Below are 23,720 nucleotides of genomic sequence, written 5' to 3' on the forward strand. Positions count from 1 at the left end.
TCACTACTTCGTTGGTGTGTAAGTTCGGCTGCCACTGGGTGAATGCACGGTAATATTACATCCCAGATTTCGAGCCAGTGAACGAATGCCCCCTGCGCCCGGCAACCCGCAAGCCTTGCACGGATCGCGGTCGACCCACATTTCGGCACTTTCGGCTTTACCTGCCATGCCCGCATTCACGGCATGTTGCACCGCTTCAGCCTCCGCGTGGGTTTTGGTTTGCGCATTTACCCGGTCGAGGGTAATCGCCGTCTTGGGATTCTGGTCACCTGAGTTTATACCCTCGAAACTCTGACCATTGACCCTCAATAAAGACAATGTCGATGTGTCATTGGCAGAACCTGCGACGGGTAGACCCAAGGCTTTCCTGCGGTCTGCCAGTCGCTGCCGTGGATCACAGGTTTCCAGGCCCAGCGGATCGATCCAGCCCGTCGGGTTTGGTGCATAGGCATAAAGATTCAAGCCACCGGCATAGCTGATCGGGTCTTTGCTGATGAAACGACCGACCTGCGGATCGTAGTACCTGTAGCGGTTGTAATGCAGGCCCGTCTCATGGTCATGGTACTGCCCCTGAAAACGCAGTGGATTCGTCAGCCCTTGTTGCCTGGCCCGATCTGAACGCTGTTCCTGAACCTGGCCCCACGCCTTGTATTGCGCACTCCAGACGATTTCACCGCGCTGGTCAGTCAGTTCCTGTGGCGTGCCCAAGTGATCGCACTGATACCAGCTCAACTCATCGATCGGTTGGGCCTTGGGTGCGTAACTCCACAACGGATCATCGTCCAGCCGATATTCGTCGCTGTAGTCGGGCTGCTCCGACAGTTTGATTGCCTGATGCCGCAGCGCCTGAGCGACAGGCACAAAGGTGCCAGGCTCGTACACGTAATGCACGGTACGACCATAGTCACCATCCACCTGTGCCAGGCTACTCTCCCAGGCTAGAGCGTCGCCGTCCCAACCATACAACGTGAAGCCGCAACCCGACTCGCGCTGCTTGCGTGCATATTCGTGATGGTTCCATTGAGAGCCGGCTTCAGGGTGCTGTTTAAAGTGCGCACGGGAGTGTTTGTAAACCCTGCGGCCCAGCGCATCGTAGGCGTAATCGACCTCCAGACGGGCGTCGTCAAAATGCACCAGACGGTCGAACAGATCCCAGCGCAGCCGGCTGTAACTGCCGTTATGCCAGCGCTGGATCAGGTTGCCCCGCTCGTCATACTCATAATGAGTGCCGGCGTACTCGCGCAGCAGGTTATCCAGAAGCTTGCTGCGGGTCGGATCCTGATCCAGCGGGCGTCGGGTTTGCCGGGCCGTATCGTCGAGCAGATTGCCAGCCGGGTCGAAGGCAAAGGTTTCCACACCCAGGCGACTGCTCGCCTGAAGCAGACGACCGACCGGATCGTATTGATAAGCCAACGTCCCTCGGCGGGTGTCGTCAATACCGCGCAACTGACCTGCCGCATCGTACTGATACTCGCGTTTGAGCACAGTGCGCTTATCGTCGGCGCGTCCCAGCAGTTGTTCCTGCAAACGTCCGGCGGGGTCCCACTGCTGGGTTTGCAACAGATGATTGCCCTGATGCCGCGCAACTTCACGATGCAGGTCGTCGCGCTCGAAACCGATAAGGTCATGTTCATCGAGGCGCATGCCCAACAGATGACCGCTGCCGTAAGTCAGCCAACTGACCCGATGACCGTCCGGACGCAGCGTGGCCACTCGCTGATTGAGCGCATCGTATTCATGTCGCCAGATCGCGACCGCGGGTTTTTCCAACCCCAGAAAATGCTGATGTTCGCGCAGCAGGTTGCCAGCCGGGTCATGGAACCACTGCAAGCGGCTCTGATCGTTACTGGCCAGCACCAGGTTGCCGTTACCATCGTAGGCGAAGGTTTCCGCTTGCGACTCGCTGCCCAGCGTCGCCAAACGGCTGATCATCCGGTTCATCGGGTCGAACTGGAATTCGGTGAGACGCTCGCCGTCGCGAATGGAGGCTAATCGCCCGGTCTCGGTGTCATAACGATAGTGTTTGCTGCGCCCATCGAAGCCGGTTTCATGGAGCAAGCGCCCCACCGGATCGTACTCGAACTGCACCCGCTGCTGGTTCTCGTTTTCCAGGGCGGTCAGCCGCCCCAGTCGGTCCCAGCGATAGCGCAACGTCTGCTCCGTGGCATCCACTCGCTCGGCCACCAGCCCCGCAGCCGTGTAACGCCAGGAGGTGCAGCGGTCCAGCCCGTCGACATGGGCCAGCAAACGACCTTCAGCATCGTAAGTGAAACGTTCTTCGGTTTTATCCGGATGCCTGATCAGCACACGCTGGCCGGCACGGTATTGGTACTCGGTGCTTTGCCCGGCCGCGTCGGTGAAGCAAATCAACTGCCCAAGACTGTTGTACTCCCAGGTACTGGCCTTGCCGGAGCAGTCGGTATATTTCGTCAGTTGACCGGCATCGTTGTATTCAAGTTTCTTCTCGGCGCCGTTGGCGTCCTTGATCGCTTTGAGCAGGCCTGCCGAGGTGTAGGCGTATTCGGTCTGGTTGCCCAATGGGTCAATGGCTTTCTCCAGATTGCCGTGAGCATCATAGTCGCGCAGCCAGAGCCCGCCTTCGGCGTCGCTGATCTTGATCAACTGATCTTGATCGTCATACGCAAAATGCACGACGGTGTCGTCGGCACGAATATGCTCAAGCACATTGCCCCGTTCGTCATAGCTGAAGCGGTCGATGCTGCCGTCGGTGTGCACATGGCGCACGACGTTTTTCGCCTCATCGCGAAACAGCCATTCCGAGCGTTCATCCGGGTGCCGAATGCGATAGGTGTAGCCAAGGATGTCGTAGTAGTGCCAGGTCTCGTTGCCATGGGCATCGGTGACATACGTCAGACGGATGTTTTCGTCCCACTCCAGCCGGGTATCGAAACTGCCGTCATCCGCCCATTCGCGGACGGCTTTGGCATCGGCGCCCTGACCTTGCCATTGCAGGTTCATCCCGCGCCCGGTGCGATCGGTGTAACGCGTGACCAGATGGTGCTGGTATTGATAATTCCAGGCCGCGCCGTTTTCATCCTGAGCCTGGATCAGATCACCGCTGGCGTCGTAGCGATAGGCACACAATTGACGCTTGGGTGCACCGTCGCGAATTTCCCAGAGACCGATCAGGTGCCCTTGCGCGTCGAGCAGGGTGCCGAGCTGCAAGTGGACATTGCTGATATCGCCTTCGTAGGTAATCAGATCCGACAACACCGCCTCGTCGTCATGACGGTGTTCGTAGTGAAGCATGACCCCGGCACCGCTGCGCAGGACGATACCGCTCAGCACGTAACGCTGACCACGGCGCACGTAGGTTTCCTTGCGCTCGACACCGCTGCACAGCACCAGCCGGTTTTCGTCGACCCGCACCAGCGTCAGGCTTTCAACCGGGTCGTAATGAGCCTCACCGACTTTGGGCAGTGGGTAATTGTGGCTACGTCCATCCGCCGCGTGAAACACCAGGCCGTCATCGACGCGATCGAAACGGGTGGTGAATTCGGTAATCCAGCGAGCGCCCATGACCCCTTTGTCATAGGCCTCCAGGCGCGAGTAATACGTGCGCGTCCAGTTGATCGGGAACGGGCCCGGCAGGCTGAAATCAGTGTGACGGAAAGTCTCCGAGCCCATCGAGAAACTGATGCTGTGCGCGGTAATCGGGCACACCACGTTTTTTCTGCAATTAGGGTCGGCTTTCGCCCCGGCTTGCTTGGACTGCATCTCAAGCTGACCTTCCCCGGCCTTGCGCTTGGCCTGGGTGGTGGTGCCGGGTTTGACGTTCGTACTCTGACCATGCGCCTTGCGCTTACGCCAGGTGACCACAGCGCCACCGAGCATCTGCAACAGCCAGCCGATGGAGTGTTGAACACCCGGATCGCTGAGCTTCTTCAATTGTGTTCGCAGCTCTACGCCCAAAGTCCGCAGCATGGACGTATTGCTGAGCACCAATGCCTTGGCTTTTTCCGGCAGCAGGTTTTTCGCTGCGCTGTTGGCCACGCCTTTGCCGGCGGCCTTGTAGGCACTGAACGCTGCACCGAAGATGTTGCCGATGGCCGCTTTGGGGTCATGCAGTAACTGGCTGCGCGCCGCCGTGATCTTTGAACCCGCAGCGTTGAGGTCGCCCTTGGCATCGAGTTTGCCATTGACGACGGTTTCCAGCCCCTTGGCAATCTCGTTCACCGCGCTCTGGCCCAGTTTGCCAGCGTCGTCGAGAATGCCAGCGAGTTTGGGCTGCGCCTGTTTTACGAAGTCATCGATCGTGCCGACAATGGTCGCGTTCAAATGCCCGATCAACACTTCGATCAGCGAATCACCCAGAAGCATCTTCGCGCTGTTACGCAGTTCCTGGCGCACCAGGCCCAATGTCGGACGCAGCGTCATGCGTGCCGATGCCATGGTTGGAGGAGCCGGCAGTACGCCAATCAGGTTGATCCCCAGGCTGACCCAGTCCAGCACTTGGCGCTGCTTGCTTTTGGCCAGGGTCACGATGTCGCCAAGGGCGTCGACCAGCGCCATGATGTTACCCACCACCGGCAAGGCGCCGGCAACGTTCTTCACCCGGTCGAGCGTGACAACCCCGCCACTGATCGACTGCAGCCAGGCATCGAATTTGGCGGCGCCGCGACCGACGTCTTGAATATCGATGGTATTGAGCGGAACGACAGCAACCTGGGGTTCACGTTTTTTATCGGGCGCAGGAGTCGGAGTAGTCATGACATGAACTCATCTGGCAGCAAGCTTGAGGCCGGACTCAGGCCGGGCGTTTGAATCGCGTTTTTGGGCAACGAAACGGCAGGCAAACTCGGCAACTTGCCGTTCTTGCTCGCGGCGCCGAGGATGCTCGACGCACTCGGCAACGCCGCACTCGCCAATTTCGGCAACCCGGCTGCACCGCCCTGCACCACGCCTTTCACTTGCTGCGCTGTTTGCATCGCGCCTTGCGCGGTCTGCATCGCACTCATCCCTGTTTGCGCCATGTCCTTGCCCTTCTCCAGCATGTCCCAACTCTTGCTCGGCAAGACCTGCGCGACCATCGCCTGCACCTGGCTCGGCACTTCTTCAGGCCCCGGTGGATTCAACGGCCACTCAGGTTTGCCGATGTAACTGCCATCGCTCCAGGTGTCCGCCGGATCCTTGCCGAACAACACACGCGCCGGCCCCGGTGCAGCACCGGCGACGCTGGCGAAACCCTTGCCGTCGAGCTTGCCCTTGATGCTTTTGCCCAGGGCATCGATGACTTCGTAATCGCCCTCTTTGATGCCTTGGCGCCCGGCGTACTGGTTGAACAATTCCAGATTGCCCTTGCCCGGTTTCGGCGGTTCCGGGAATACCCCGGCGAGACTTTTCGCGCCGGTGTAGGCGAAGTTCGCCGCGTGCGCGGTGTACGGGCCGCTGGTGGCGTGGGTGATGCCGCCGGCGTTGTAGGTGGTGGCGCTGCCGCCGCCCTGGATCACCAGTTCGGTTTTTGCGGTGATGGTGATGCGGTCGGCGTTGGCGGTGATGTTGAGTTTGGCCAGCAGGTTGATGCTGTCCTTCAGCGCACGCACGTCGATGTCGCCGGACGCTGCGACCAGCCGCCAGCCCATGCTCTGCACGAACAGGCGCATGCCGCGACTGGCACTGGCGAGCAGGCGTTTGCCGATCGACAGACTGGTGTGGCCGGTGCTGCTCAGCGCCAGGTGTTCGCCGGTGGCGATGTGGCTGGAGCGCGGCGTGGTCAGGGCGATGCCGGCCGGGCTGGCGAGGACCAGATGCGGCTCGGTGAATTCCGGGAATTCGTTGGCGGTAAGGTTGGCGGGACCCGAGCCGAGCACGCCTTGATGCTGGGCGTGCAGCGCTTTGGCGACGTCGTCCTGATCGCCCGCCTCTTGGGCTTGCAACTCTTTGGCTTGCACCGCGAAACCGTCTTGCTGATCGCTGGCGGTGGCGAGGCGTTCAGCGGTTTCCGGCAGATCCTTGTGGTGTTTGGATTCGTTCGGACGCGGCTCAGTGGTGATCAGCAAACCGGCGGCGGCACGCACCGCACCGTGGCGATCGGTTCTCAGTTCGAAACCTTCACCGCGCGGCTGGCCACCGCTAGGGCGCGGATGGGTCAGGTAACCGAGGTTGATCGCACTCGCACCGTGGTCGCTGCGCAGCGCGATGCTGATCTCGCTGGTGGTGTCGTCGATGCGCAGTTCGTTGGCGCGGCTGCCCTTGTATTCCTTGCTCTTGACCGTGGCCAGCGTCTTGAAATCCGGCAGCTTGTACGGCGGCAGATTGGCGCCGTGGTACAGGCAACCGGTGATCAGCGGCTGATCAGGATCGCCCTCCAGAAAGGTGATCAACACCTCCATGCCGACCCGTGGAATATTGATCGAACCAAAGGTCTCGGCCGCCCAGCTCGATGCGACGCGCATCCAGCAACTGGTCATGTCGTCGTGCTTGCCTTCGCGGTCCCAGAAGAACTGCACCTTCACCCGGCCGTATTGGTCGCAGTAGATCTCTTCGCCTTCAGGGCCGCAGACCACCGCACTTTGCGTGCCGAGGACTTTCGGTTTCGGGTGATCGAGCGGCGGACGGTACGGCACGTCCCACGGGATGGCGCTGAAGCGGTTGCGGTAGCCCTGGTGGAAATCGTCTTTATTGTCGGTGGTATCGCTGGTCACCGACTCTTCGAGCACCTGAGGCTGTTTACCTTCGTGGAAGATTTCAGTGAGCAGCCAAAGATCGTTCCACGTCGGATTGGCGTGTTCGGTCAGGGCGAGGAAATGCCCGCTGACCAGAATCGGCTGATCGCTGTTGCCCTCGGCCAGACGATAGTCGCTGCGATGACGTTCCAGCGCGCGATTGGCCAAGTGTTTGCCACGCTCGCGATCAACGAAACGGCCCGGGTAATCGTAGTCTTCAAGGTCCGGCTGAGCCGAACTCTTGGCGTCGCTTTCCAGCTCGATCTTCGGTTTGACGAAGTCGTAATCGCGCCGCGTGGTGCGGCTGGTGCGGGTGGCCAGACGCAAACCAAAACGCTTGACCACCGGTTTGTCGGCGACCAGTCCCGAGTCCTGCTGATAGGCCACTGGCGCCAGTTTCGGGAATACCGTCTGGTCATCGCCGAATGTCAGCTTGTGGCCGCTGGACGTGTGCTGGAAGTGGTAGTGAATCCCCTCTTCTTCACACAAGCGCTGGATGAAATCGAGGTCCGACTCGTCGTACTGCACGCAGTAGATGCGCTCAGGGTAAATCGCGCTGAGCTGGAAGTGGTAATCGCTGGCAAGGATGCCGTGTTCTTCCAGCACTTGACTAATGATCTGCTGCACGGTCATCTGCTGGAAGATGCGCTGATTGACCCGGTGCGCGAGGTACGCCAGTTGCGGGCGCAGGGAGATCTTGTAACGCGTCAGGCGTTTGCCCGCCTCGCCTTGGGCAATGCTGTAGACCAGCCCGTGAATGCCGGTTCCGCTCGGCGACAGCTGAAGAAACGCCAGTTTGTGCAGCACGCTTTCGAGGTTGATCGAGGCCTTTTCGCTGACCAGTTCCAGCTCGAATTCGAACGGCGTGTTGAGGGCCTCACGACCGGTAAACGACAGCACCTGAAAATCGCTGTCGATACCATCGACGGTCAAATTGAAATGAGGCTGGTTGGCCGGTGAGAACATCCCTTGTTCCTCGCGCAGTGCTGCGACGGTCGCCAGCGCTTAAAGGAGCTGGCAACGTAAATTCTTTAAGTAATGAAGATGCCTCGACCGGCATAACCGGTCGAGGCGGTACAACCATCAGCCGTAATTAAACGACTGGAGCACGCCAGTCATCGGAACCCGAAGTACCGGAAACTTCGTGGGTCCAGGTGATTTTGCGGTAGGTGAACTGCACTTCTTCCAGGTGGGTGAAATGCGCGTTGCCTGGATCCTGGCAGTTGTGCATTTTGTTGTTGATGGCGACGATGATCGCGTCTTCCAGTTTGGTGGTGTAGTAGTGCTCCTGGGTGCCTTGCGCCGAAGTGCGGTACCACTGGATAACGATTTCACTCATGCGCTCGCCGGAAGTCAGCGCCGCTTGCAGCAGCGGCGAAGCCTTGTCGTAGACCTTGGTGATCACTACTGGCTTGTGCACGCGCTGACCGGTTGGCTGACCGGATTGCGGGTCACGCGGGATGATCACGTCGTGGGTGAAAGCCTGCACCATGACCTGGTCTTCGTGGCCTTCTTGAAAGGTGTTGCCAACGGAGTCGGCGGTGAATGCGCCGGCAGTGATCAGACCTTGTTTTTCGCCAGTGACGGACATATACGCGGGGGTTGCCATGGAATGCTCTCCTTGCTCAAAAGACACAAGCGACAGGCACCATTGCCTGTCGGTGCGAGTCTGGAGATATCAACTTTCATGCCAGTCATTACATTGCCATTGTTCATCAACAACTTGTGTAAACAACTTCAACAGAAGTAGCTATTGCAGCCAGGAAGAGTCGTCGTAAGTGCGCAACTTCTTGCGCAGTACTGCGCAAGAAGTTGCGCACTTGGCTGCACGCCTTGAACGGCGTGGCCTGTAGCGGTTTTCAGGGATGTTTTCTGGAAACAACTGCGCAACTTCTTGCGCAGTTGCCAAAAAGCGTTTTTATCGTCATTCGACGAAAAACCTCCAGATAGCCTTACTCCCGTTGAGGTCGTATCAACGCGTTTTTGCAGAATACGCAAAACATCGCGCGTAAAGAAAAGCCAGGCAACTGCCTGGCTTTTCTGGTCAGCGGAAATAATGTAATCAGTGTGAGGAAGCCGTCACATTCGCCCGCGCCGTGTGCAGCTTTTTATAGCTCTCGATCAAGCGCAAATGCCGATCCAGCCCTTCCAGCTTCATGCTCGTCGGCGTCAGGCCATAGAAGCGCACGCTGCCGTTGACCGAGCCAATCGCTGCATCCATACGCTCGTCACCGAACATCCGGCGGAAGTTGGCTTCGTAGTCTTCCAGCTCGAGGTCTTCATCGAGTTCCATCTCCAGCACCACGTTGACCGCTTGATAGAACAAACCGCGCTCAACGGTGTTGTCGTTGTATTGCAGGAAAGCTTCGACCAGATCCTTGGCCTGCTCGTACTTCTGCAGGGCGAGGCAGATCAGCAGGCGCAGTTCCAGAATGGTCAGCTTGCCCCACGGCGTGTTGTCGTCGAACTCGACGCCGATCAGCGTGGTGATCTCGGTGTAATCGTCCTGCTCGCTGTTTTCCAGACCTTGGGCGAGGTTACGCAGGCCGACTTTGCTGAGGTTGTGCAGGTTGAGGATGTCGGCGCGGAATTGCAGGGCTTTGTTGGTGTTGTCCCAGATCAGGTCTTCGACCGGATAGATCTCTGAGTAGTCCGGCACCAGAATGCGGCAGGCCTTGGCACCGATGTGCTCATAGACCGCCATGTAGACTTCTTTGCCCATGTCTTCGAGGATGCCGAACAGCGTCGCAGCTTCTTCGGCGTTGGAGTTTTCGCCAGCGCCTGAGAAGTCCCACTCGACGAATTCGAAATCTGCCTTAGCGCTGAAGAAACGCCACGACACCACACCGCTGGAATCGATGAAGTGCTCAACAAAGTTGTTCGGTTCAGTGACGGCCTGACCGGAGAACGTTGGTTGCGGCAAGTCATTGAGGCCTTCGAAACTGCGGCCCTGCAACAGTTCGGTGAGGCTGCGTTCCAGTGCCACTTCCAGGCTCGGGTGAGCACCGAACGAGGCGAACACGCCGCCGGTGCGCGGGTTCATCAGGGTCACGCACATCACCGGAAATTCACCGCCCAGCGACGCATCCTTGACCAGCACCGGGAAGCCCTGCTCTTCCAGGCCTTTGATGCCAGCGAGGATGCTCGGGTACTTCTCCAACACTTCTTGCGGCACGTCCGGCAGGGCCATTTCGCCTTCGAGGATCTCGCGTTTGACCGCGCGCTCGAAGATTTCCGACAGGCACTGCACCTGCGCTTCGGCGAGGGTGTTGCCGGCGCTCATGCCGTTACTGAGGTAGAGGTTTTCGATCAGGTTGGACGGGAAGTACACCACTTCGTTGTCCGACTGGCGCACGAACGGCAGCGAGCAGATGCCGCGCTGGGTGTTGCCGGAGTTGGTGTCGAACAGGTTCGAGCCGCGCAACTCGCCGTCACGGTTGTAAATCTTCAGGGTGTATTCGTCGAGAATTTCGCTCGGCAGCTCGTCTTTGGGCCCAGGCTTGAACCACTTCTCGTCCGGGTAATGCACGAACTCGGCATTGGCGATTTCTTCGCCCCAGAACTGGTCGTTGTAGAAGAAGTTGCAGTTCAGGCGCTCGATGAACTCGCCCAGCGCCGACGCCAGTGCGCCTTCTTTGGTCGCGCCCTTGCCGTTGGTGAAACACATTGGCGAGTGCGCATCGCGAATGTGCAGCGACCAGACGTTGGGCACGATGTTGCGCCATGATGCGATTTCGATCTTCATCCCGAGGTCGGCGAGGATGCCCGACATATTGGCGATGGTCTGTTCCAGCGGCAGGTCCTTGCCGGCGATGAAAGTACCTGCGTCCGAACCGGCCACCGGCATCAACAGCGCTTGGGCATCGGCATCGAGGTTCTCGACTTCTTCGATGATGAATTCAGGGCCGGTCTGCACGACTTTCTTCACCGTGCAACGGTCGATGGAACGCAAGATGCCCAAACGATCTTTCTCGGAGATGTCCGCCGGCAATTCCACCTGGATCTTGAAGATCTGGTTGTAGCGGTTTTCCGGGTCGACGATGTTGTTTTGCGACAGGCGAATGTTTTCCGTGGGGATGTTGCGCGTGTCGCAGTACAGCTTCACAAAGTACGCCGCGCACAACGCTGACGACGCCAGAAAGTAGTCGAACGGCCCCGGTGCCGAGCCATCACCTTTGTAGCGGATGGGCTGATCGGCGATCACCGTGAAGTCGTCGAACTTGGCTTCAAGTCGAAGGTTGTCGAGAAAGTTGACCTTGATTTCCATGCGGGATTACCAGAATACGGCTAAACGAATGGCGGCCATTATCCGGTTTTTGCGCGGGAAGTCTTGCCCTTTCGGGATTCGCCGCTGGCCGGCCATGCTGGAAATTCCGCCAGATTCGCTACACTTTCAACAAATCCAGGCAATGCCATATAACAACAATCTGAACATTGTGGCCGCCCCATTGTTCTAGATTCAGAAGACACCGGATCAAGGACGAGCACATGGCCGTTAATCTCGCTGCGCCGCCAATTCCTACTCCGCAACGCGCTGTGACCCGCCGTTTGGCGATTGCCATCGGTGCGCTGTTTGTCGCGGGGGTTGTCGCCGCGATCAGCACCCTGCTTGGTATCGCCAATTCCCTCGATGCCAAGGATCTTGAGCAGAACCAGTTCTATTCCGCGCGAGCCGTGGAAAACCGCATCACCACGTCAAAAAACTACATCACCAGTTACGCCTACTGGACCACAGCCTATGAAGCCTTGAGCGGGCCGGTCGATATCAACTGGGCCTACACCGAGCAGAACATGGGCAAGACCCTGTTCACCAGCGACGGTTATGACGGCGTGTTCGTGCTGGATCGCAACCGCAGCAAATACGCGGTCATTCGCGGGCAAATGGTCGACACCAACGTGTCCACAGTGCTGCAAGCGTCCGCCTCGGCGCTGGTCGAGCAGGTACTGGCTCAGCCCGACCTGACCAAACCGGTCAGCAGCTATTCGCTGTTCGAAGGCTGGCCGGCACTGGTCACCGCTGCCGCAATCATTCCCAATGATGAACGTCCACTCGACGAGCTGAAAAACACCTCGGTGCTGGTGTTTGTCGACAAGCTGACCCCGACCAAACTGCGCAAGATCGGCAGCGGCTATGGCCTGACAAACCTGACCCTGGCGCCGGATGCCACCATCGAAACAGGTCAGCCCCGCGTGCCACTCGACAGCACCGGCTACAGCCTGGTCGCCGACCTGCAGCGCCCCGGCCAGCAACTGTTATGGTCGTTGGTGCCGCCGCTCGGCGCGACGTTCCTGGTGTTGATGTTGCTCACGGCTTACTTTTTCCGCCACGCGCTACGCTCGTCGCAATACGTCGACAACAGCATTGACGCGATGCAGGCCTCGAATCTGGCACTCGAAGCGGCCAACCATGCGCTTGAAGCCAGCGAGGAACGCTTTCGCGCGGTCGCCGAGGCCGCGTCGGACTGGATTTGGGAAGTTGACGGGCAACTGTCGCTAACCTACCTGTCGGCCCGTTTCAGCGAAGTCACCGGCTACCCGCAAGCCCTGTGGCTGGGCCAGAACATCGGTGAGTTACTGACGTGCGACACCACTCCGCTGGAGCTGTGGCTGCGCAAACTCAGCGACGAAAACAGCGCCGGCGATTTGCGCTGCACTTACCGCGACCACTCCGGGCAGCCGCGTCACTGCCGGCTCTCCGCGCGCCCGATTTTCGCCAAGGACAGCGTCGTCGGTTATCGCGGCACCGCCAGCGACATCACCGACGAGGTCGCCGCCCATGCGCAGATCCAGCACCTGTCGATGCACGACGCTCTGACCGGCCTGCCCAACCGCAACAAACTGGCCCGTTACCTGGATGAAGTACTGCTGCTGAAGGAACACGCGCCACCGCTGTCGCTGTTGATGATTGATCTGGACAATTTCAAACCGATCAACGATTCCCTCGGCCACCCGGCCGGCGACGCGGTGCTGCAGGAAGTCGCCGCCCGTCTGCGTGAATGCACCCGCGAACACGACATCGTCGCCCGCCTCGGTGGTGATGAATTCGTCGTGGTGCTCAATGGCATGGACAGTCACAACGAAATCGATAAATTCTGCACGCGGTTGATCGGCAGCCTGCATCAACCGATTCTTTACGAACAGCATCCGCTGCACATCGGTGCCAGTCTCGGCATAGCGCTCAGCCGTCGCCACGGTTTCGTCGCCAGCGATCTGATCCGCTATGCCGACATCGCGCTGTATCAGGCCAAGTCCGAGGGCAAGAACACCTGGTGCTATTTCGAAGCGCACATGAGCGACCAGATCCAGACGCGCCGACAGATGGAAGACGACCTGCGTCATGCGCTCAAGCACAACGAGTTCGTCCTGCACTATCAGCCGCGCTACAAGGTCGATGGCAAGCACATCGTTTCGGTCGAAGCGCTGGTGCGCTGGCAACACCCGACCAAGGGCTTGCTGGGGCCTGACTTGTTCATTCCATTGGCGGAGCAGACTGACCTGATCGTCCCGCTCGGTCGCTGGGTGCTGCGCGAAGCCTGTGAAACCGCGCTGGGCTGGCCGGAGGACATTCTGCTCTCGGTCAATCTGTCGCCCGCGCAGTTTGCCCTCAGCGATGTAGTCGAGGATGTTCGTGAAGTGCTGGTGCAAACCCGTCTGCCGGCCAGTCGCCTGGAACTGGAGATCACCGAAAACGTGATGCTCAACGACACCGACGGCGCGCTGACCACCATGAACGCCCTCAAGGAATTGGGTGTACGCCTTAACATGGACGACTTCGGCACCGGTTACTCGTCGCTCGGTTACTTGCGTGCTTATCCGTTCGACGGGATCAAGATCGACAAGCGCTTCATCGCCTCGATCAGCAGCGGCACCAATGATCGCGCGGTGGTACAGGCGATCATCGGCCTGGGCAAGGCCATGGGCCTGACCGTGACCGCCGAAGGCGTCGAGACCGAAGAGCAGCTGGACATTCTCGGGGTCGATCAATGCAATGAGGTGCAGGGTTACTTCATGAGTCGGCCGATCGACAAAGCAGCGTTTGCGCGGTTGCTGCACGATTCCAGAGGTGCACAGCTGAAGTCGAAAAAGGGTCGTGTGACTTGAACGGCTAAGCGGCGGAGCAACCGCAATAGCCGTTCGCGGCACCTTCAACCGTGTGTTGAACCTGAGTCATTGGTAAACACATTGCCCGCATCCCGCACCAGCTGCCGCCACTCGGCGCTGGTGATCAGCCCCTCCTCCTCCATTTCATCGGCTGCCTTGAGCAGTTCGTCGTACTGCTGCTCCGGGTCCAGACGCATCTGCGATTGCGTCGCCAGTTTTCGCCATGCCGCCAGTTTTTGTTGTTTGCGCTGATCGAACATCGGGAATGACCTCGTGAAGGACTCCCTTGATAGAAAGAAACGAGATCGCGGTGGTTCAGCGCAGTCGACGGATGGACTGCTGACTTCTAAAGGCTCTGGACTAAAGGGGATCCGCAATATTGGATAATCACCGACACCTGCAGGGATTTGTGCTGGCCGGCCCCCCATTGTGTCTGGTGCAACTGTTCAGAACTTTTCCGCTACGCGTTTATACGGATAATCCGGATCGCGGTACTTGCCGGGTTTCTGCCGTTTGGGCAGCTCGATGTTTTCGCGCGTCACCTCCTTATACGGAATGCGGTTGAGCACATCGGAGATGATATTCAGCCGCGCACGGCGCTTGTCGTTGGAGTCGGCCACCAGCCACGGCGCGTGTTCGGTGTCGGAATGTTTGAACATTTCATCCCGCGCCCGTGAGTAGTCGTACCAGCGGCTGTAGGACTTAAGGTCCATGGGTGTCAGTTTCCAGGTCTTGCGACCGTCATTGATGCGCGCTTCAAGCCGGCGGGTCTGCTCTTCGGGGCTGACTTCCAGCCAGTACTTGAGCAGGATTACCCCGGACTCGACGATCGCGTTTTCAACCCAGGGAATCGATTTGAGGAATTTGTCTGCCTGTTCGTCGGTGCAAAAGCCCATCACCCGTTCAACACCGGCGCGGTTGTACCAACTGCGATCGAAGATCACCACTTCGCCCGCCGCCGGTAGATGAGGCAAATAACGCTGCACATGCATCTGGCTTTTCTCGCGATCGGTCGGTGCCGGCAACGCCACTACGCGGAAGACACGCGGGCTGACGCGTTCGGTCAGCGCCTTGATCGTGCCGCCCTTGCCAGCGCCATCGCGGCCTTCGAAAACGATGCAGACCTTGACGCCTTTGGCAATCACCCACTCCTGCAACTTGACCAGCTCGACGTGCAGCTTGCGCAACTGCTCGAGGTAATCCTTGTTTTTCAGCTTCGGACGTTCGGGCGCCTTGGCGACCTTCTTTTTGTCTTTTGCCATGACCAAGCCCTCTCCAATGAATGCGGCAACATAATGTTGATTGACGGGAAAACCCAGACACGTGAGGTTAGTTCATGCCGTGCTGATTGCCATGGCCGGGCAAAAAGCCAAATTGCCATGTGTTTCCTTCGTTCTTTATGGCGTCGCACTGTTCATTGCCCTGCCCTTGTCTGCCTGGAGTTTTCTCGATGCCCGCGTCCAAATCCCTGCCCACCGCCCTGCTCGGCTTGGCCCTTGCTTGCCCGGCAATGGCCGAGACTCAAGGTCTGGAACTGGGGCAAGTGCTGATTTCGGCCGAGGATCGCAACGGCAGTGATGTCTCTGTTGAGGACGCCAAGGCCCGCCTCGATCAGGTGCCCGGCGGTACCAACGTGGTCGACATCCGTCAGCCGTTGCAGGGCCGCGTGGCGAGCAATCAGGATGTGCTGGCGTATCAGCCCGGGGTTTATGCGCAGTCGGCGGGCAACGAAGGCGTGAAAATCTCGGTCCGTGGCTCGGGCATCAACCGTGCGCCGGGCGCCCATGCGTCGGGGTTGTACACGATGCTCGACGGCCTGCCGCTGACCGGCCCGGGTGGCACGCCGTATGAATTGCTCGAGCCGCTGTGGGTCGATCACGTTGAAGTACTGCGCGGCGCCAACGGTTTTGATCGCGGTTCGCTGGCGCTGGGCGGCGCCATCGATTACGTCAGTCACACCGGCTACAACGCGCCGAAACTGCAAGTGCGCTACGCCACCGGCAGCCACGGCTATCAGCAGCGCCAGGTCAGTTCCGGGCAAGTGCTCGGCGATTTCGACTACTACGTGTCGCTGACCGATTCCAACGCCGACGGCTATCAGGATCACACCGCCAGCGAGAGCAAAGGCGTGATCGCCAATTTCGGCTATCGCTTCAACCCGAATCTGGAAACGCGCTTCTACATTCGCTACCGCGAAACCGACAACGACCTCGCCGGGCGTGTGACCAAGCACTCCATCGAACACTCGCCTCGCGCGGCCAATCCGTCCTACGTGGCGCGCGATGACAGCCGCAAACAGCCGGGCAGCACCTTCATCGGCAACAAGACCACTTATTACATCGATGACGATTCGAGCATCCAGACCGGCTTCGTTTATCACGACTATCCGATGGACCTGCGCGAAGGCCCGAACCGCTTGAAGGTCGCCTACACCGACGTCAGCGGCACGTTTGACTACAAACGCCGCGACACGATTTTCGGCATGGAAAGCCGCAGCAACGTCGGCCTGCGCGTGACCAAACACCTGCCCAACGACGGCGCCAGCGAGTTCGTGCGCATCCCCACCGGCAACACCGCCAGCTATGCGTCAGGCACGCGCATGCGCAACTTCACGTATCAGGGTTCGGACACCGTGCTGCACTTGGGCAACGACCTGGAAATCGCCGACGACCTGTGGCTGACCACCGGCCTCGCCGCCATCTACACCCGACGCGAAAGTGATGTCACCTACCCGCAAAGCGGCGGCAAAACCAGCATGAGCGACTGGGACTACGCGCCGCGTCTCGGCCTGCGCTACCAGATCACCCCGGACCTGCAAGTGTTCGGCAACCTCAGCCGCTCGGTTGAAGCGCCGCATCCGTGGTCGTTGATTTACAGCTCCAACGTGCGTTTCCCGGCGGGCAACGGCGCTGCGACCGGCACGCAAAAAGACCCGATCAAACTGCAGAACCAGACCGCAACCACACTGGAACTGGGCGGCCGGGGTGACAGCGCCGTCGGCGAATGGAGCCTGGCGTGGTACTACGCGCAAGTACGGCATGAATTGTTGTCGGTGTTGCCGGATCCCAACGCTGTCACACCGTATGAGCTCAACGCCAGCCCGACCGTGCACCAAGGCATCGAGGCAAGCCTCAACAGCAAACTCTGGTCGGCCGCCGATGGCCGTCAGTTGAGCTTGCGTCAGGCGTATACCTTCAGCGACTTCCACTATCGCGATGATGATCGTTTTGGTGGCAACCGCTTGCCGGGGTTGCCGATGCATTACTACCAGGGCGAATTGCGCTACGACTGGCCGCAGGGCTTCTTTGCGGCGGTGAATACGCAACTGGTGTCCAAAGTTGCGGTGGATTACGCCAACAGTTACTACGCCGATCCTTACGCACTGTTCGGCGCGACGCTGGGTTACAACGCGCCGAAAGGTGACTGGCAGGGTTGGGTGGATATGCGTAATTTGACCAACAAGCACTACGCCGCCACGGTGACGCCGGGGTATGACGACAAAGGACTGGATGCCGCGCGGTCTACGCCGGGTGAAGGGATGGGGGTTTATGTCGGGGTTTCGTGGAGTTTGCTCTGAAGCCTTCCTCCTGCTGGCGATGGCGGATAGGCTGTGCCAAGGAAGTTGACTGACCCACCGCAATCGCTGGCAAGCCAGCTCTCACAATGAGCTGCGCTTTACCGCGACCTTGTGAGCGATCCGGAAACCTGTGGGAGCGGGCTTGCCCGCGAAGGCGTCAGTCGAACCAGCGTCGATGTAACTGATCGACGCTTTGCTCTGTTTTAGACCGAGTCACGGATGAACACCATGGATACCCAACCAGAAAACCTGCTGGAAAAAAGCCTCAAACTGGCCGCCGACGAACCGGCACATCGTCCCGAGTTTTTCAACACCCTGTTGAATTCGAACGTTTACATTCTCGGCACCGCCGGAGAGACAGACGGCCACGTCAATCTCCAAGCCGGCAGCAACATCAGCATCGCCCATTGGCAAAAACCGGACGGCACACCGGTCATCCCGTTTTTTTCGTCACTGCAAACACTGCAACAGTCCATCGACAGCGAGCAGTCCTACCTCGAAATACCCGCCCGATCGTTATTCGAAATCACACTGGGTGCCCTGCTCTGTCTGAATCCGAAGTCGCCGTACGGCAAAGAGTTTTTCCCGCAAGAGGTGCACAATTTGCTCGCCGATGCCGTTGGCCAGACCGCCACGCAACGCACGGTCGAGAAAGAAACCAACGTGTTGCTCGGCCAGCCCACCGAATACCCATCCCAAATGGTCCATTCGCTCGCGCAATTGCTAGCCAAACATTCCAATGTGAAGCGCGCGTTTCTGGCATTGATGCATGACACCTCGGTCGATGAAAAACCACACTTGATCGTGGGTATCGAGGCGGACGGCGATATTGACCGTGTTATGCGTGAGGCGGGAAACGTTGCCGGGGATACCGCGCCGCAGGGCGAGCCGGTTGATTTGTGCCGGGTGTCCCAAGGTGAAGCTGGCCTGAGTGATTACTTTCTCAGGGAAACCACGCCCTTCTATGAGCGCAAGTGGGGTAATAAACTGCGTTCTTTTCTGGGGTTTGGTAACGCGTGATTGAACATGCACCGGGACCTTGAGTTCTGGACGAGACCGTCGAGGTTACGAGTCCGGACAGCTTGGACCTTTCGATCGGCTCATGAGTTGTGCGGACTTTCGCGACTCGAATCTATCCATGAGTCGTGTGATTTCAAAAAGTCGATGATTTGAAAAAAAGATGACGTTTGAACCGCAACGCCACTCTCTCCAATGCCCACCGAGTCAGGAAATGAATGAACTTCACCGATGAAATGGCGGCCGCTTTCCCTGCTGGCAATCCAATGCCCGCACGCCTTCGCCAAGCGCTTGAGTTGTTGGAAGAACATGGCTGCGTGCGCAGTCACCGCGATGGCACGCGCTACATGACGCTGCATCCGGACCCTGCACACAGCGATGTGGCGACAACCGCTTTTTACCTGCCAGTACCTGCCGACACCGCCCGCTGGACTAACAGCGATGATCCTGACGTAAACCAGCGCCTGACCCTATTCCTCAGAACCGGTGGGGATGGCTCGTGGGCCGGGCTGTGGCTGGACAACAGCGGGCAACAGCGATTCGTCCATCTGGGATCAGGGTCCGGGTCAACGATGCTTTGCGTCCTGACCGACACGACTGAAGACTTGTTGAGGCTGTTGGCTATCGGTTACGACGAGCTCTGCTGGCCGGAGCAGTTTCAACTGACTCCGAATGAAGTACGCGAAAAAGAATACGCCGAAGACGATTACCCTCCTCCGCCTCTTCTGTTGCGAAGCCACGTCGAGCGAACGCTCGGGCTGAGCGTACCGGCGCGCGCAGCGGAACTGGTCCGCGGTACAGAGTGCATGGATGTGAGCGAATCGAACGACCCCTTCTGGAACTGGCTCAAGCAGGTCAGTCGGCATTAATGCCGACACTGTTCGATCACTTCCACATTACCCCTAAACACTGTTTGGAGTGAGAGACAGGGACACTTGTGGCGCTCTCCGCACTTACAGATCATTCAAGGAAAAATGCTCATGAGCATGAAAAAAATTATGCTTGCTGTATTGGTCGCAGCGGCACTGGCAGGTTGTGGGGGTAACCAGGACAAGGCGCAGGCGTTCGTCGAGTCCAGTGGCATGACCAAACAATACGCCAGCATGGTCGAGACCGCGTCCAGCGGTTATGCCTCCCGCTACCCGATGCTCGAACACGAGCAAATTCGCAACGTTGTGCGAGAGAACATCGATCCTGACGACCTGAAGGGCATGGTCGTAGAAATCTATGCCAATCACTTCAACAACGAGGAGCTTGACCTGCTGACTCGCGCCAACCAACATCCCGAGCAGGCGATGACGATCATCCTGAGTTCGGAAAAGGGCCGCGATCTGGCCGAAAAATTCATGGCCGTCCAGAGCACCCTCGCTAAAGATATGCGAGATGCAATGGCCGACAGCGATGAGGCGATCATCGATGCTCTGGATGATTTGAAGGATCAAGCGCAGGGTTAAAAAGGCGCCATGAGCGCTCGCCTCTTCGCGGGCTTGCCCGCGAAGTCGGAAACTCATTCAGCCTTAAAACCACTGAAGTGTCGCTGAAAGAACGGCGCGTGCCCCTCACCCGCGCTTCGGCAGCTTCCAGTTCGGCCGAATGAAATGGCAGGTGTAGCCATTCGGAATACGCTCGAGGTAATCCTGATGCTCCGGCTCCGCTTCCCAGAACGGCCCCGCCGGTTCGATCTCGGTCACCACGCGACCCGGCCATAGTTTTGAAGCATCAACATCGGCAGCCGTGTCTTCAGCGACATCGCGCTGTTCGTCGCTGAGGTAGTAAATCGCCGAACGATAGCTGCGACCGAGGTCATTGCCCTGACGGTTGGGCGTGCTCGGGTCGTGGATCTGGAAGAAGAATTCAAGGATCTGTCGATAGCTGATCACCGCCGGATCGAAGGTGATTTCGATGGCCTCGGCGTGGTCGCCATGGTTGCGATAAGTAGCGTTCGGCACGTCGCCGCCGGTGTAACCGACGCGAGTCTGCAACACGCCGGGATAGCGCCGCAGCAGATCCTGCATGCCCCAGAAGCAGCCGCCGGCGAGAATGGCGGTTTCCGTTTGAGTGGTCATGGCGTGTCGTTCCTCTTCGGGGTGTTGGGTATAGCGATGATTATGAGGGCGGGTTGGCGGATTCCAAGGGGTACTACATCAAGCACCTGCAGCGGAATAAAAAACGCTCGCAATCAGCGAGCGTTTTTCAAGCTTGGCCACAAGGTCGGACTCACTTACAAACCTACTTGCTTCAAACCATTACGCATGCCTTGATCCGCCTGTTCGCACCACTGCTTGAGACTGAGCGTCGGCGGCAGGTTACCCTCGAGCTTTTGGTATTCACCGTTCATAAACATCTCACCCTTGCGTCCCTGAGCTTCGATTTTGTCGCCGTCACTTTTGTCCACTGGTCCAGGCATGCCCTTAATAAAGTCGCTCATCTTCTTGGCGTTCTCAGTACTGTCAGCTTTCAAGAATCCCTTGTCGACGCAGTGGTTGATCAAACCAACCGAGTTGCGCCCCATGTCGTAGGCATTTTTCAGCGCTGCAGGATCCATCTCCTCCGCATGGGCGAAACTGGCGGTGCCCAAGGCTGCGGTCATGGCGAGGATCAAAGCGGTGTATTTCATGTTTAGTCCTTTAAGGTTTACAGCAGTTGATTGAATCCAGAATGATTGAGTGCCTAGCTGATCACGGCACCTTTCGGACCACTCGCAATCAACGCAGCGCCGCAGGCGGTTTTCATGCCGTCGAGGGCGATTGGCGTGCCGTCGACGGTGTAGGTGCTGCTGCCCTCGGCGATCGGGAATATGCCTTTGCACAATGGGCAACTGACCTTGTGACCGACACCGGCAATCGGCTTGCCGTTGAGGTCGGTCTGAGAGAAGGCTTCGAGCACCTTGCCACCGTGGGTGGTGGAGTCGCCCAAGCGAATGGCGTCTTTCATGTTGTCACTCCTTCGACTTGTGGTCCGGAATCAATCAGCCCGGCCGTCCCGGCATCGCAAGAAACGCTGCAAAACTTTCCGCCACTTGATCAATCTCACCCGTTTCATGGGACCACATCACAACGACAGGCTCTCCGGTTTGCCCTTTTACCGCATAGTTGAAGCAGTAATAGTCCCCTGTGCCAAATTCGGCGAACGGTAGAAGTGCCGAGAAATCGGTGGAGGTATCGGAAAAATTCTCCAACCACTCCTGCCAGTCTTTTTTAAAGTGGTGAACGATCGACTCCCACGTCTTCCGTGGGTCACGAGCGTCAAGCACAGGAAATATCGTTAACGCCCCCAAGGACTTTCCGTTATTTGCCAAAAGCCAATCCGAAAAGGATTTTGGCAGTGTTCGGCCGAGTTCCTTTTCTGCCGCTTGAATAGCGTCTGTCGATGTACCGATTACACGTGTCTTAGACATAAATTCTCCGTTACGGCAGCGCCCCTCGTTTAGGCAGACTTAACTTACCCGTTCCCGGGTAGCCGGACTTGGGCATTTGTGCAGTCCAGCATCCGCCTCGTTTCCGCCAATAGCGGTGTTGAATTCCCCGGTGATCAGCGGCAAGCATCGGATCAGCATGAGAATAGTCATACCCTGAATCATTCTCGAACCGTGGACGGTGTGCCAGCTCATAACCCGGCGGTGCCTTGATATTGGCTTGCTTGCCAGCATCCACACGGCTTGCCTGATTTTTGATCCAGCCGCGCATTGACGACGGTGTATTCGGATCTTCCATCACTTGGCGCCAGCGTGCATCCGGGTTCACATAGGGCTCACCACAGCAGCACGTTTTAGCCAGCCCAAGCGGATCGATCCAACCGGTAGGATTGGGTGCATAAGTGTAAAGATTCAATCCACCGGCATAACTGATCGGGTCTTGCCCGATGAAACGACCGGTATCAGGATCGTAATAGCGGTGTCGATTGTAATGAAGTCCGGTTTCGTGGTCATGGTACTGCCCCTGAAACCGAATCGGATTGGTCACGCCCTGTTGCCGTGCCACCGGAGAGCGTTGTTCTTGAACCGAGCCCCAGGCTTTGTAGTCGGCGCTCCAGGCGATATCTCCCTGCGCATCCATCAACTCCCGCGGCGTTCCGAGTTGGTCGCATTGATACCAACTCAATACATCGACAGGCTGGATGGCAACCTTCTGGTGCCATAACGGATCATCGTCCAGACTGAATTAACCACTGTAGCCAGGTGCTCCAGCGTATTAATAGGAACAGACTACGATTAATAAACTCCAGATCACGGCCTGTCTCCATGCCCCCCTTAGGGCTTACTCAATCAATGAGCTAGTAGTGGTAAAGAAGCCAATGACAGGCACTCCCCTAGACGAAATGACTCGATATCTGAGTGCTGCAGACAAGCATCCTCATATGCAATATTTTCCCCATCAGCAATATCAGACAAATATCTGTCGATTGCGAAAAAATCACAATCTGAGGGAATATCCACTGTAAACAGCGACATTTCCTGACTAACTGAGCACGAGGCACCTAACTGATGAAGATGAGCGATTATTTTACTTTTCTCTTCAGTATCACTGGCAAAAACTCTGACAGTCGAATGGCCGCCCTGTTTTGCGACACGCACAGCTATCATCTCATCGCCACTGGACTTTACCTGCACGGAATCTCCCTTACTCACGCCATAAACGTAATAGGGAGTATTGTCTAAGGTATAGGTGCCATCACCGGCATAGATGCCCCAGATCGACTCAGCAGATACAGGAGGATAATCATCCTCGTCAGGCGTCAACTCAAAGACAATCTTGTGAAAGGTACCTTTCATTCTATACACTCAGGGTGATAAGCCGACTAGACTTTATTAGGCAAACCACGTTTAAAAAACCTTCAGAAACGTGGTCTGTCCCAGAGCAGTTTTCATCAACTCGTGCACAGGTGATTTTCTTCAGAGACCGGTTTAGGGCTAAATCGCATGACGACGCTCCCATTTCTCACTGCTAGCGCGCCAAACGCTAACCCCATCAATTTTTGGTTCATCACGCTCTACGATCACGGTGTATCGATAACGTTGTTTCAGCCCTTTTTTTCTGACTGCCTGAATATTCGTTTCCTTATCTAGCTGTTCTTCGGTATCAGTCAAAATGGTCTGTTCATACTCCGGAGGCTGTCCAGTACCTAATGTATCGAGCCTTGCTGATCCAAGGGCAATTGAAGCTTTCACACTCAGATTTTCAGAGAATATCGCTTCCAACCTTGATTTTGCTGCTTCATTCGCCTTAGTCCGATACACCGAATCCGTCTTATATGCGTCGCATCGCTTCTCGGCATGAAATCCCACCTCCCACTCATGCATCTGCGAAAGAAAATTTTGTAATCGCTCACTAGGTGACATA

Annotated in this window: 18 protein-coding genes and 1 pseudogene; 5 read left to right on the top strand and 14 right to left on the bottom strand. The window is 57.7% G+C overall.

Annotation, left to right across the window (positions count from 1 at the left end):
• Positions 1-3 precede the first annotated feature (3 nt).
• From ACRRSD_RS02325 to ACRRSD_RS02340, 4 genes are all read right to left on the bottom strand, one after another.
• The gene (locus ACRRSD_RS02325) at positions 4-4,731 is read right to left on the bottom strand and encodes an RHS repeat-associated core domain-containing protein (RefSeq protein WP_435036937.1); all 4,728 of its coding nucleotides are present in this window, start codon (positions 4,729-4,731) and stop codon (positions 4-6) included.
• A complete protein-coding gene (locus ACRRSD_RS02330) occupies positions 4,728-7,652 on the bottom strand; it encodes a type VI secretion system tip protein VgrG (RefSeq protein ID WP_435036938.1) in 2,925 nt (974 codons plus the stop codon). Before ACRRSD_RS02330 ends, ACRRSD_RS02325 begins: the two co-directional genes overlap by 4 nt.
• 127 nt (positions 7,653-7,779) lie before the next feature.
• Positions 7,780-8,295, bottom strand: coding sequence for an Hcp family type VI secretion system effector (locus ACRRSD_RS02335; RefSeq protein ID WP_008084998.1), 516 nt, complete (start codon positions 8,293-8,295; stop codon positions 7,780-7,782).
• 453 nt (positions 8,296-8,748) lie between these two features.
• Complete coding sequence (locus ACRRSD_RS02340) at positions 8,749-10,953, bottom strand: OsmC domain/YcaO domain-containing protein (RefSeq protein WP_435036939.1); 2,205 nt, start codon at positions 10,951-10,953, stop codon at positions 8,749-8,751.
• Between the two features lie 221 nt (positions 10,954-11,174).
• Between ACRRSD_RS02340 and ACRRSD_RS02345 the strand changes: the two genes are divergently transcribed.
• Positions 11,175-13,787: a bifunctional diguanylate cyclase/phosphodiesterase gene (locus ACRRSD_RS02345; protein WP_435036940.1), complete on the top strand. Its 2,613-nt coding sequence runs from the start codon at positions 11,175-11,177 to the stop codon at positions 13,785-13,787.
• A gap of 44 nt (positions 13,788-13,831) precedes the next feature.
• On the opposite strand, the gene ACRRSD_RS02350 is transcribed toward ACRRSD_RS02345, so the two are convergent.
• Both ACRRSD_RS02350 and ppk2 read right to left on the bottom strand, forming a co-directional pair.
• Positions 13,832-14,047 (bottom strand): hypothetical protein, encoded by a 216-nt coding sequence (locus ACRRSD_RS02350; RefSeq protein WP_435036941.1) that lies wholly within the window; start codon positions 14,045-14,047, stop codon positions 13,832-13,834.
• Positions 14,048-14,233: 186 nt separating this feature from the next.
• Positions 14,234-15,049, bottom strand: coding sequence for a polyphosphate kinase 2 (gene ppk2 / locus ACRRSD_RS02355; protein ID WP_435036942.1), 816 nt, complete (start codon positions 15,047-15,049; stop codon positions 14,234-14,236).
• A gap of 188 nt (positions 15,050-15,237) precedes the next feature.
• On the opposite strand from ppk2, the gene ACRRSD_RS02360 reads away from it, so the two are divergent.
• From ACRRSD_RS02360 to ACRRSD_RS02375, 4 genes are all read left to right on the top strand, one after another.
• Positions 15,238-17,364 carry a TonB-dependent receptor family protein gene (locus ACRRSD_RS02360; protein ID WP_435036943.1) on the top strand — a complete coding sequence of 709 codons (2,127 nt, stop codon included), beginning with the start codon at positions 15,238-15,240 and terminating at the stop codon, positions 17,362-17,364.
• Positions 17,365-17,592: 228 nt separating this feature from the next.
• Positions 17,593-18,384: an enhanced serine sensitivity protein SseB gene (gene sseB, locus ACRRSD_RS02365; protein WP_435036944.1), complete on the top strand. Its 792-nt coding sequence runs from the start codon at positions 17,593-17,595 to the stop codon at positions 18,382-18,384.
• Between the two features lie 215 nt (positions 18,385-18,599).
• Positions 18,600-19,250 carry a hypothetical protein gene (locus tag ACRRSD_RS02370; protein ID WP_435036945.1) on the top strand — a complete coding sequence of 217 codons (651 nt, stop codon included), beginning with the start codon at positions 18,600-18,602 and terminating at the stop codon, positions 19,248-19,250.
• A gap of 111 nt (positions 19,251-19,361) precedes the next feature.
• On the top strand, positions 19,362-19,835 hold the full coding sequence (locus ACRRSD_RS02375; RefSeq protein ID WP_435036946.1) for a hypothetical protein: 474 nt from the start codon (positions 19,362-19,364) through the stop codon (positions 19,833-19,835).
• 105 nt (positions 19,836-19,940) lie between these two features.
• Here the strand turns inward: ACRRSD_RS02375 and msrA are convergent, their stop codons facing one another.
• The 8 genes and pseudogenes from msrA to ACRRSD_RS02415 all read right to left on the bottom strand — a co-directional run bounded on the left by msrA (position 19,941) and on the right by ACRRSD_RS02415 (position 23,719).
• On the bottom strand, positions 19,941-20,447 hold the full coding sequence (gene msrA, locus ACRRSD_RS02380) for a peptide-methionine (S)-S-oxide reductase MsrA (RefSeq protein ID WP_435036947.1): 507 nt from the start codon (positions 20,445-20,447) through the stop codon (positions 19,941-19,943).
• A 155-nt stretch (positions 20,448-20,602) separates the two neighbouring features.
• Positions 20,603-20,998 (bottom strand): hypothetical protein, encoded by a 396-nt coding sequence (locus ACRRSD_RS02385; RefSeq protein ID WP_435036948.1) that lies wholly within the window; start codon positions 20,996-20,998, stop codon positions 20,603-20,605.
• Between the two features lie 53 nt (positions 20,999-21,051).
• Positions 21,052-21,315 carry a PAAR domain-containing protein gene (locus tag ACRRSD_RS02390; RefSeq protein ID WP_077572604.1) on the bottom strand — a complete coding sequence of 88 codons (264 nt, stop codon included), beginning with the start codon at positions 21,313-21,315 and terminating at the stop codon, positions 21,052-21,054.
• A gap of 34 nt (positions 21,316-21,349) precedes the next feature.
• Entirely contained in the window at positions 21,350-21,778 is a 429-nt protein-coding gene (locus tag ACRRSD_RS02395; RefSeq protein ID WP_435036949.1) for an SMI1/KNR4 family protein, read from the bottom strand.
• Positions 21,779-21,788: 10 nt separating this feature from the next.
• Positions 21,789-22,094, bottom strand: coding sequence for a polymorphic toxin type 8 domain-containing protein (locus ACRRSD_RS02400; protein WP_435038569.1), 306 nt, complete (start codon positions 22,092-22,094; stop codon positions 21,789-21,791).
• A 54-nt stretch (positions 22,095-22,148) separates the two neighbouring features.
• Positions 22,149-22,541 (bottom strand): annotated as a pseudogene (locus tag ACRRSD_RS02405) (RHS repeat-associated core domain-containing protein); the annotation flags it as partial.
• 104 nt (positions 22,542-22,645) lie between these two features.
• On the bottom strand, positions 22,646-23,152 hold the full coding sequence (locus tag ACRRSD_RS02410; protein ID WP_435036950.1) for a DUF4265 domain-containing protein: 507 nt from the start codon (positions 23,150-23,152) through the stop codon (positions 22,646-22,648).
• A gap of 138 nt (positions 23,153-23,290) precedes the next feature.
• Complete coding sequence (locus ACRRSD_RS02415; protein WP_435036951.1) at positions 23,291-23,719, bottom strand: NTF2 fold immunity protein; 429 nt, start codon at positions 23,717-23,719, stop codon at positions 23,291-23,293.
• Position 23,720 lies beyond the last annotated feature (1 nt).

Source organism: Pseudomonas neuropathica (genome assembly GCF_051174785.1).
Lineage (GTDB): Bacteria > Pseudomonadota > Gammaproteobacteria > Pseudomonadales > Pseudomonadaceae > Aquipseudomonas > Aquipseudomonas neuropathica_A.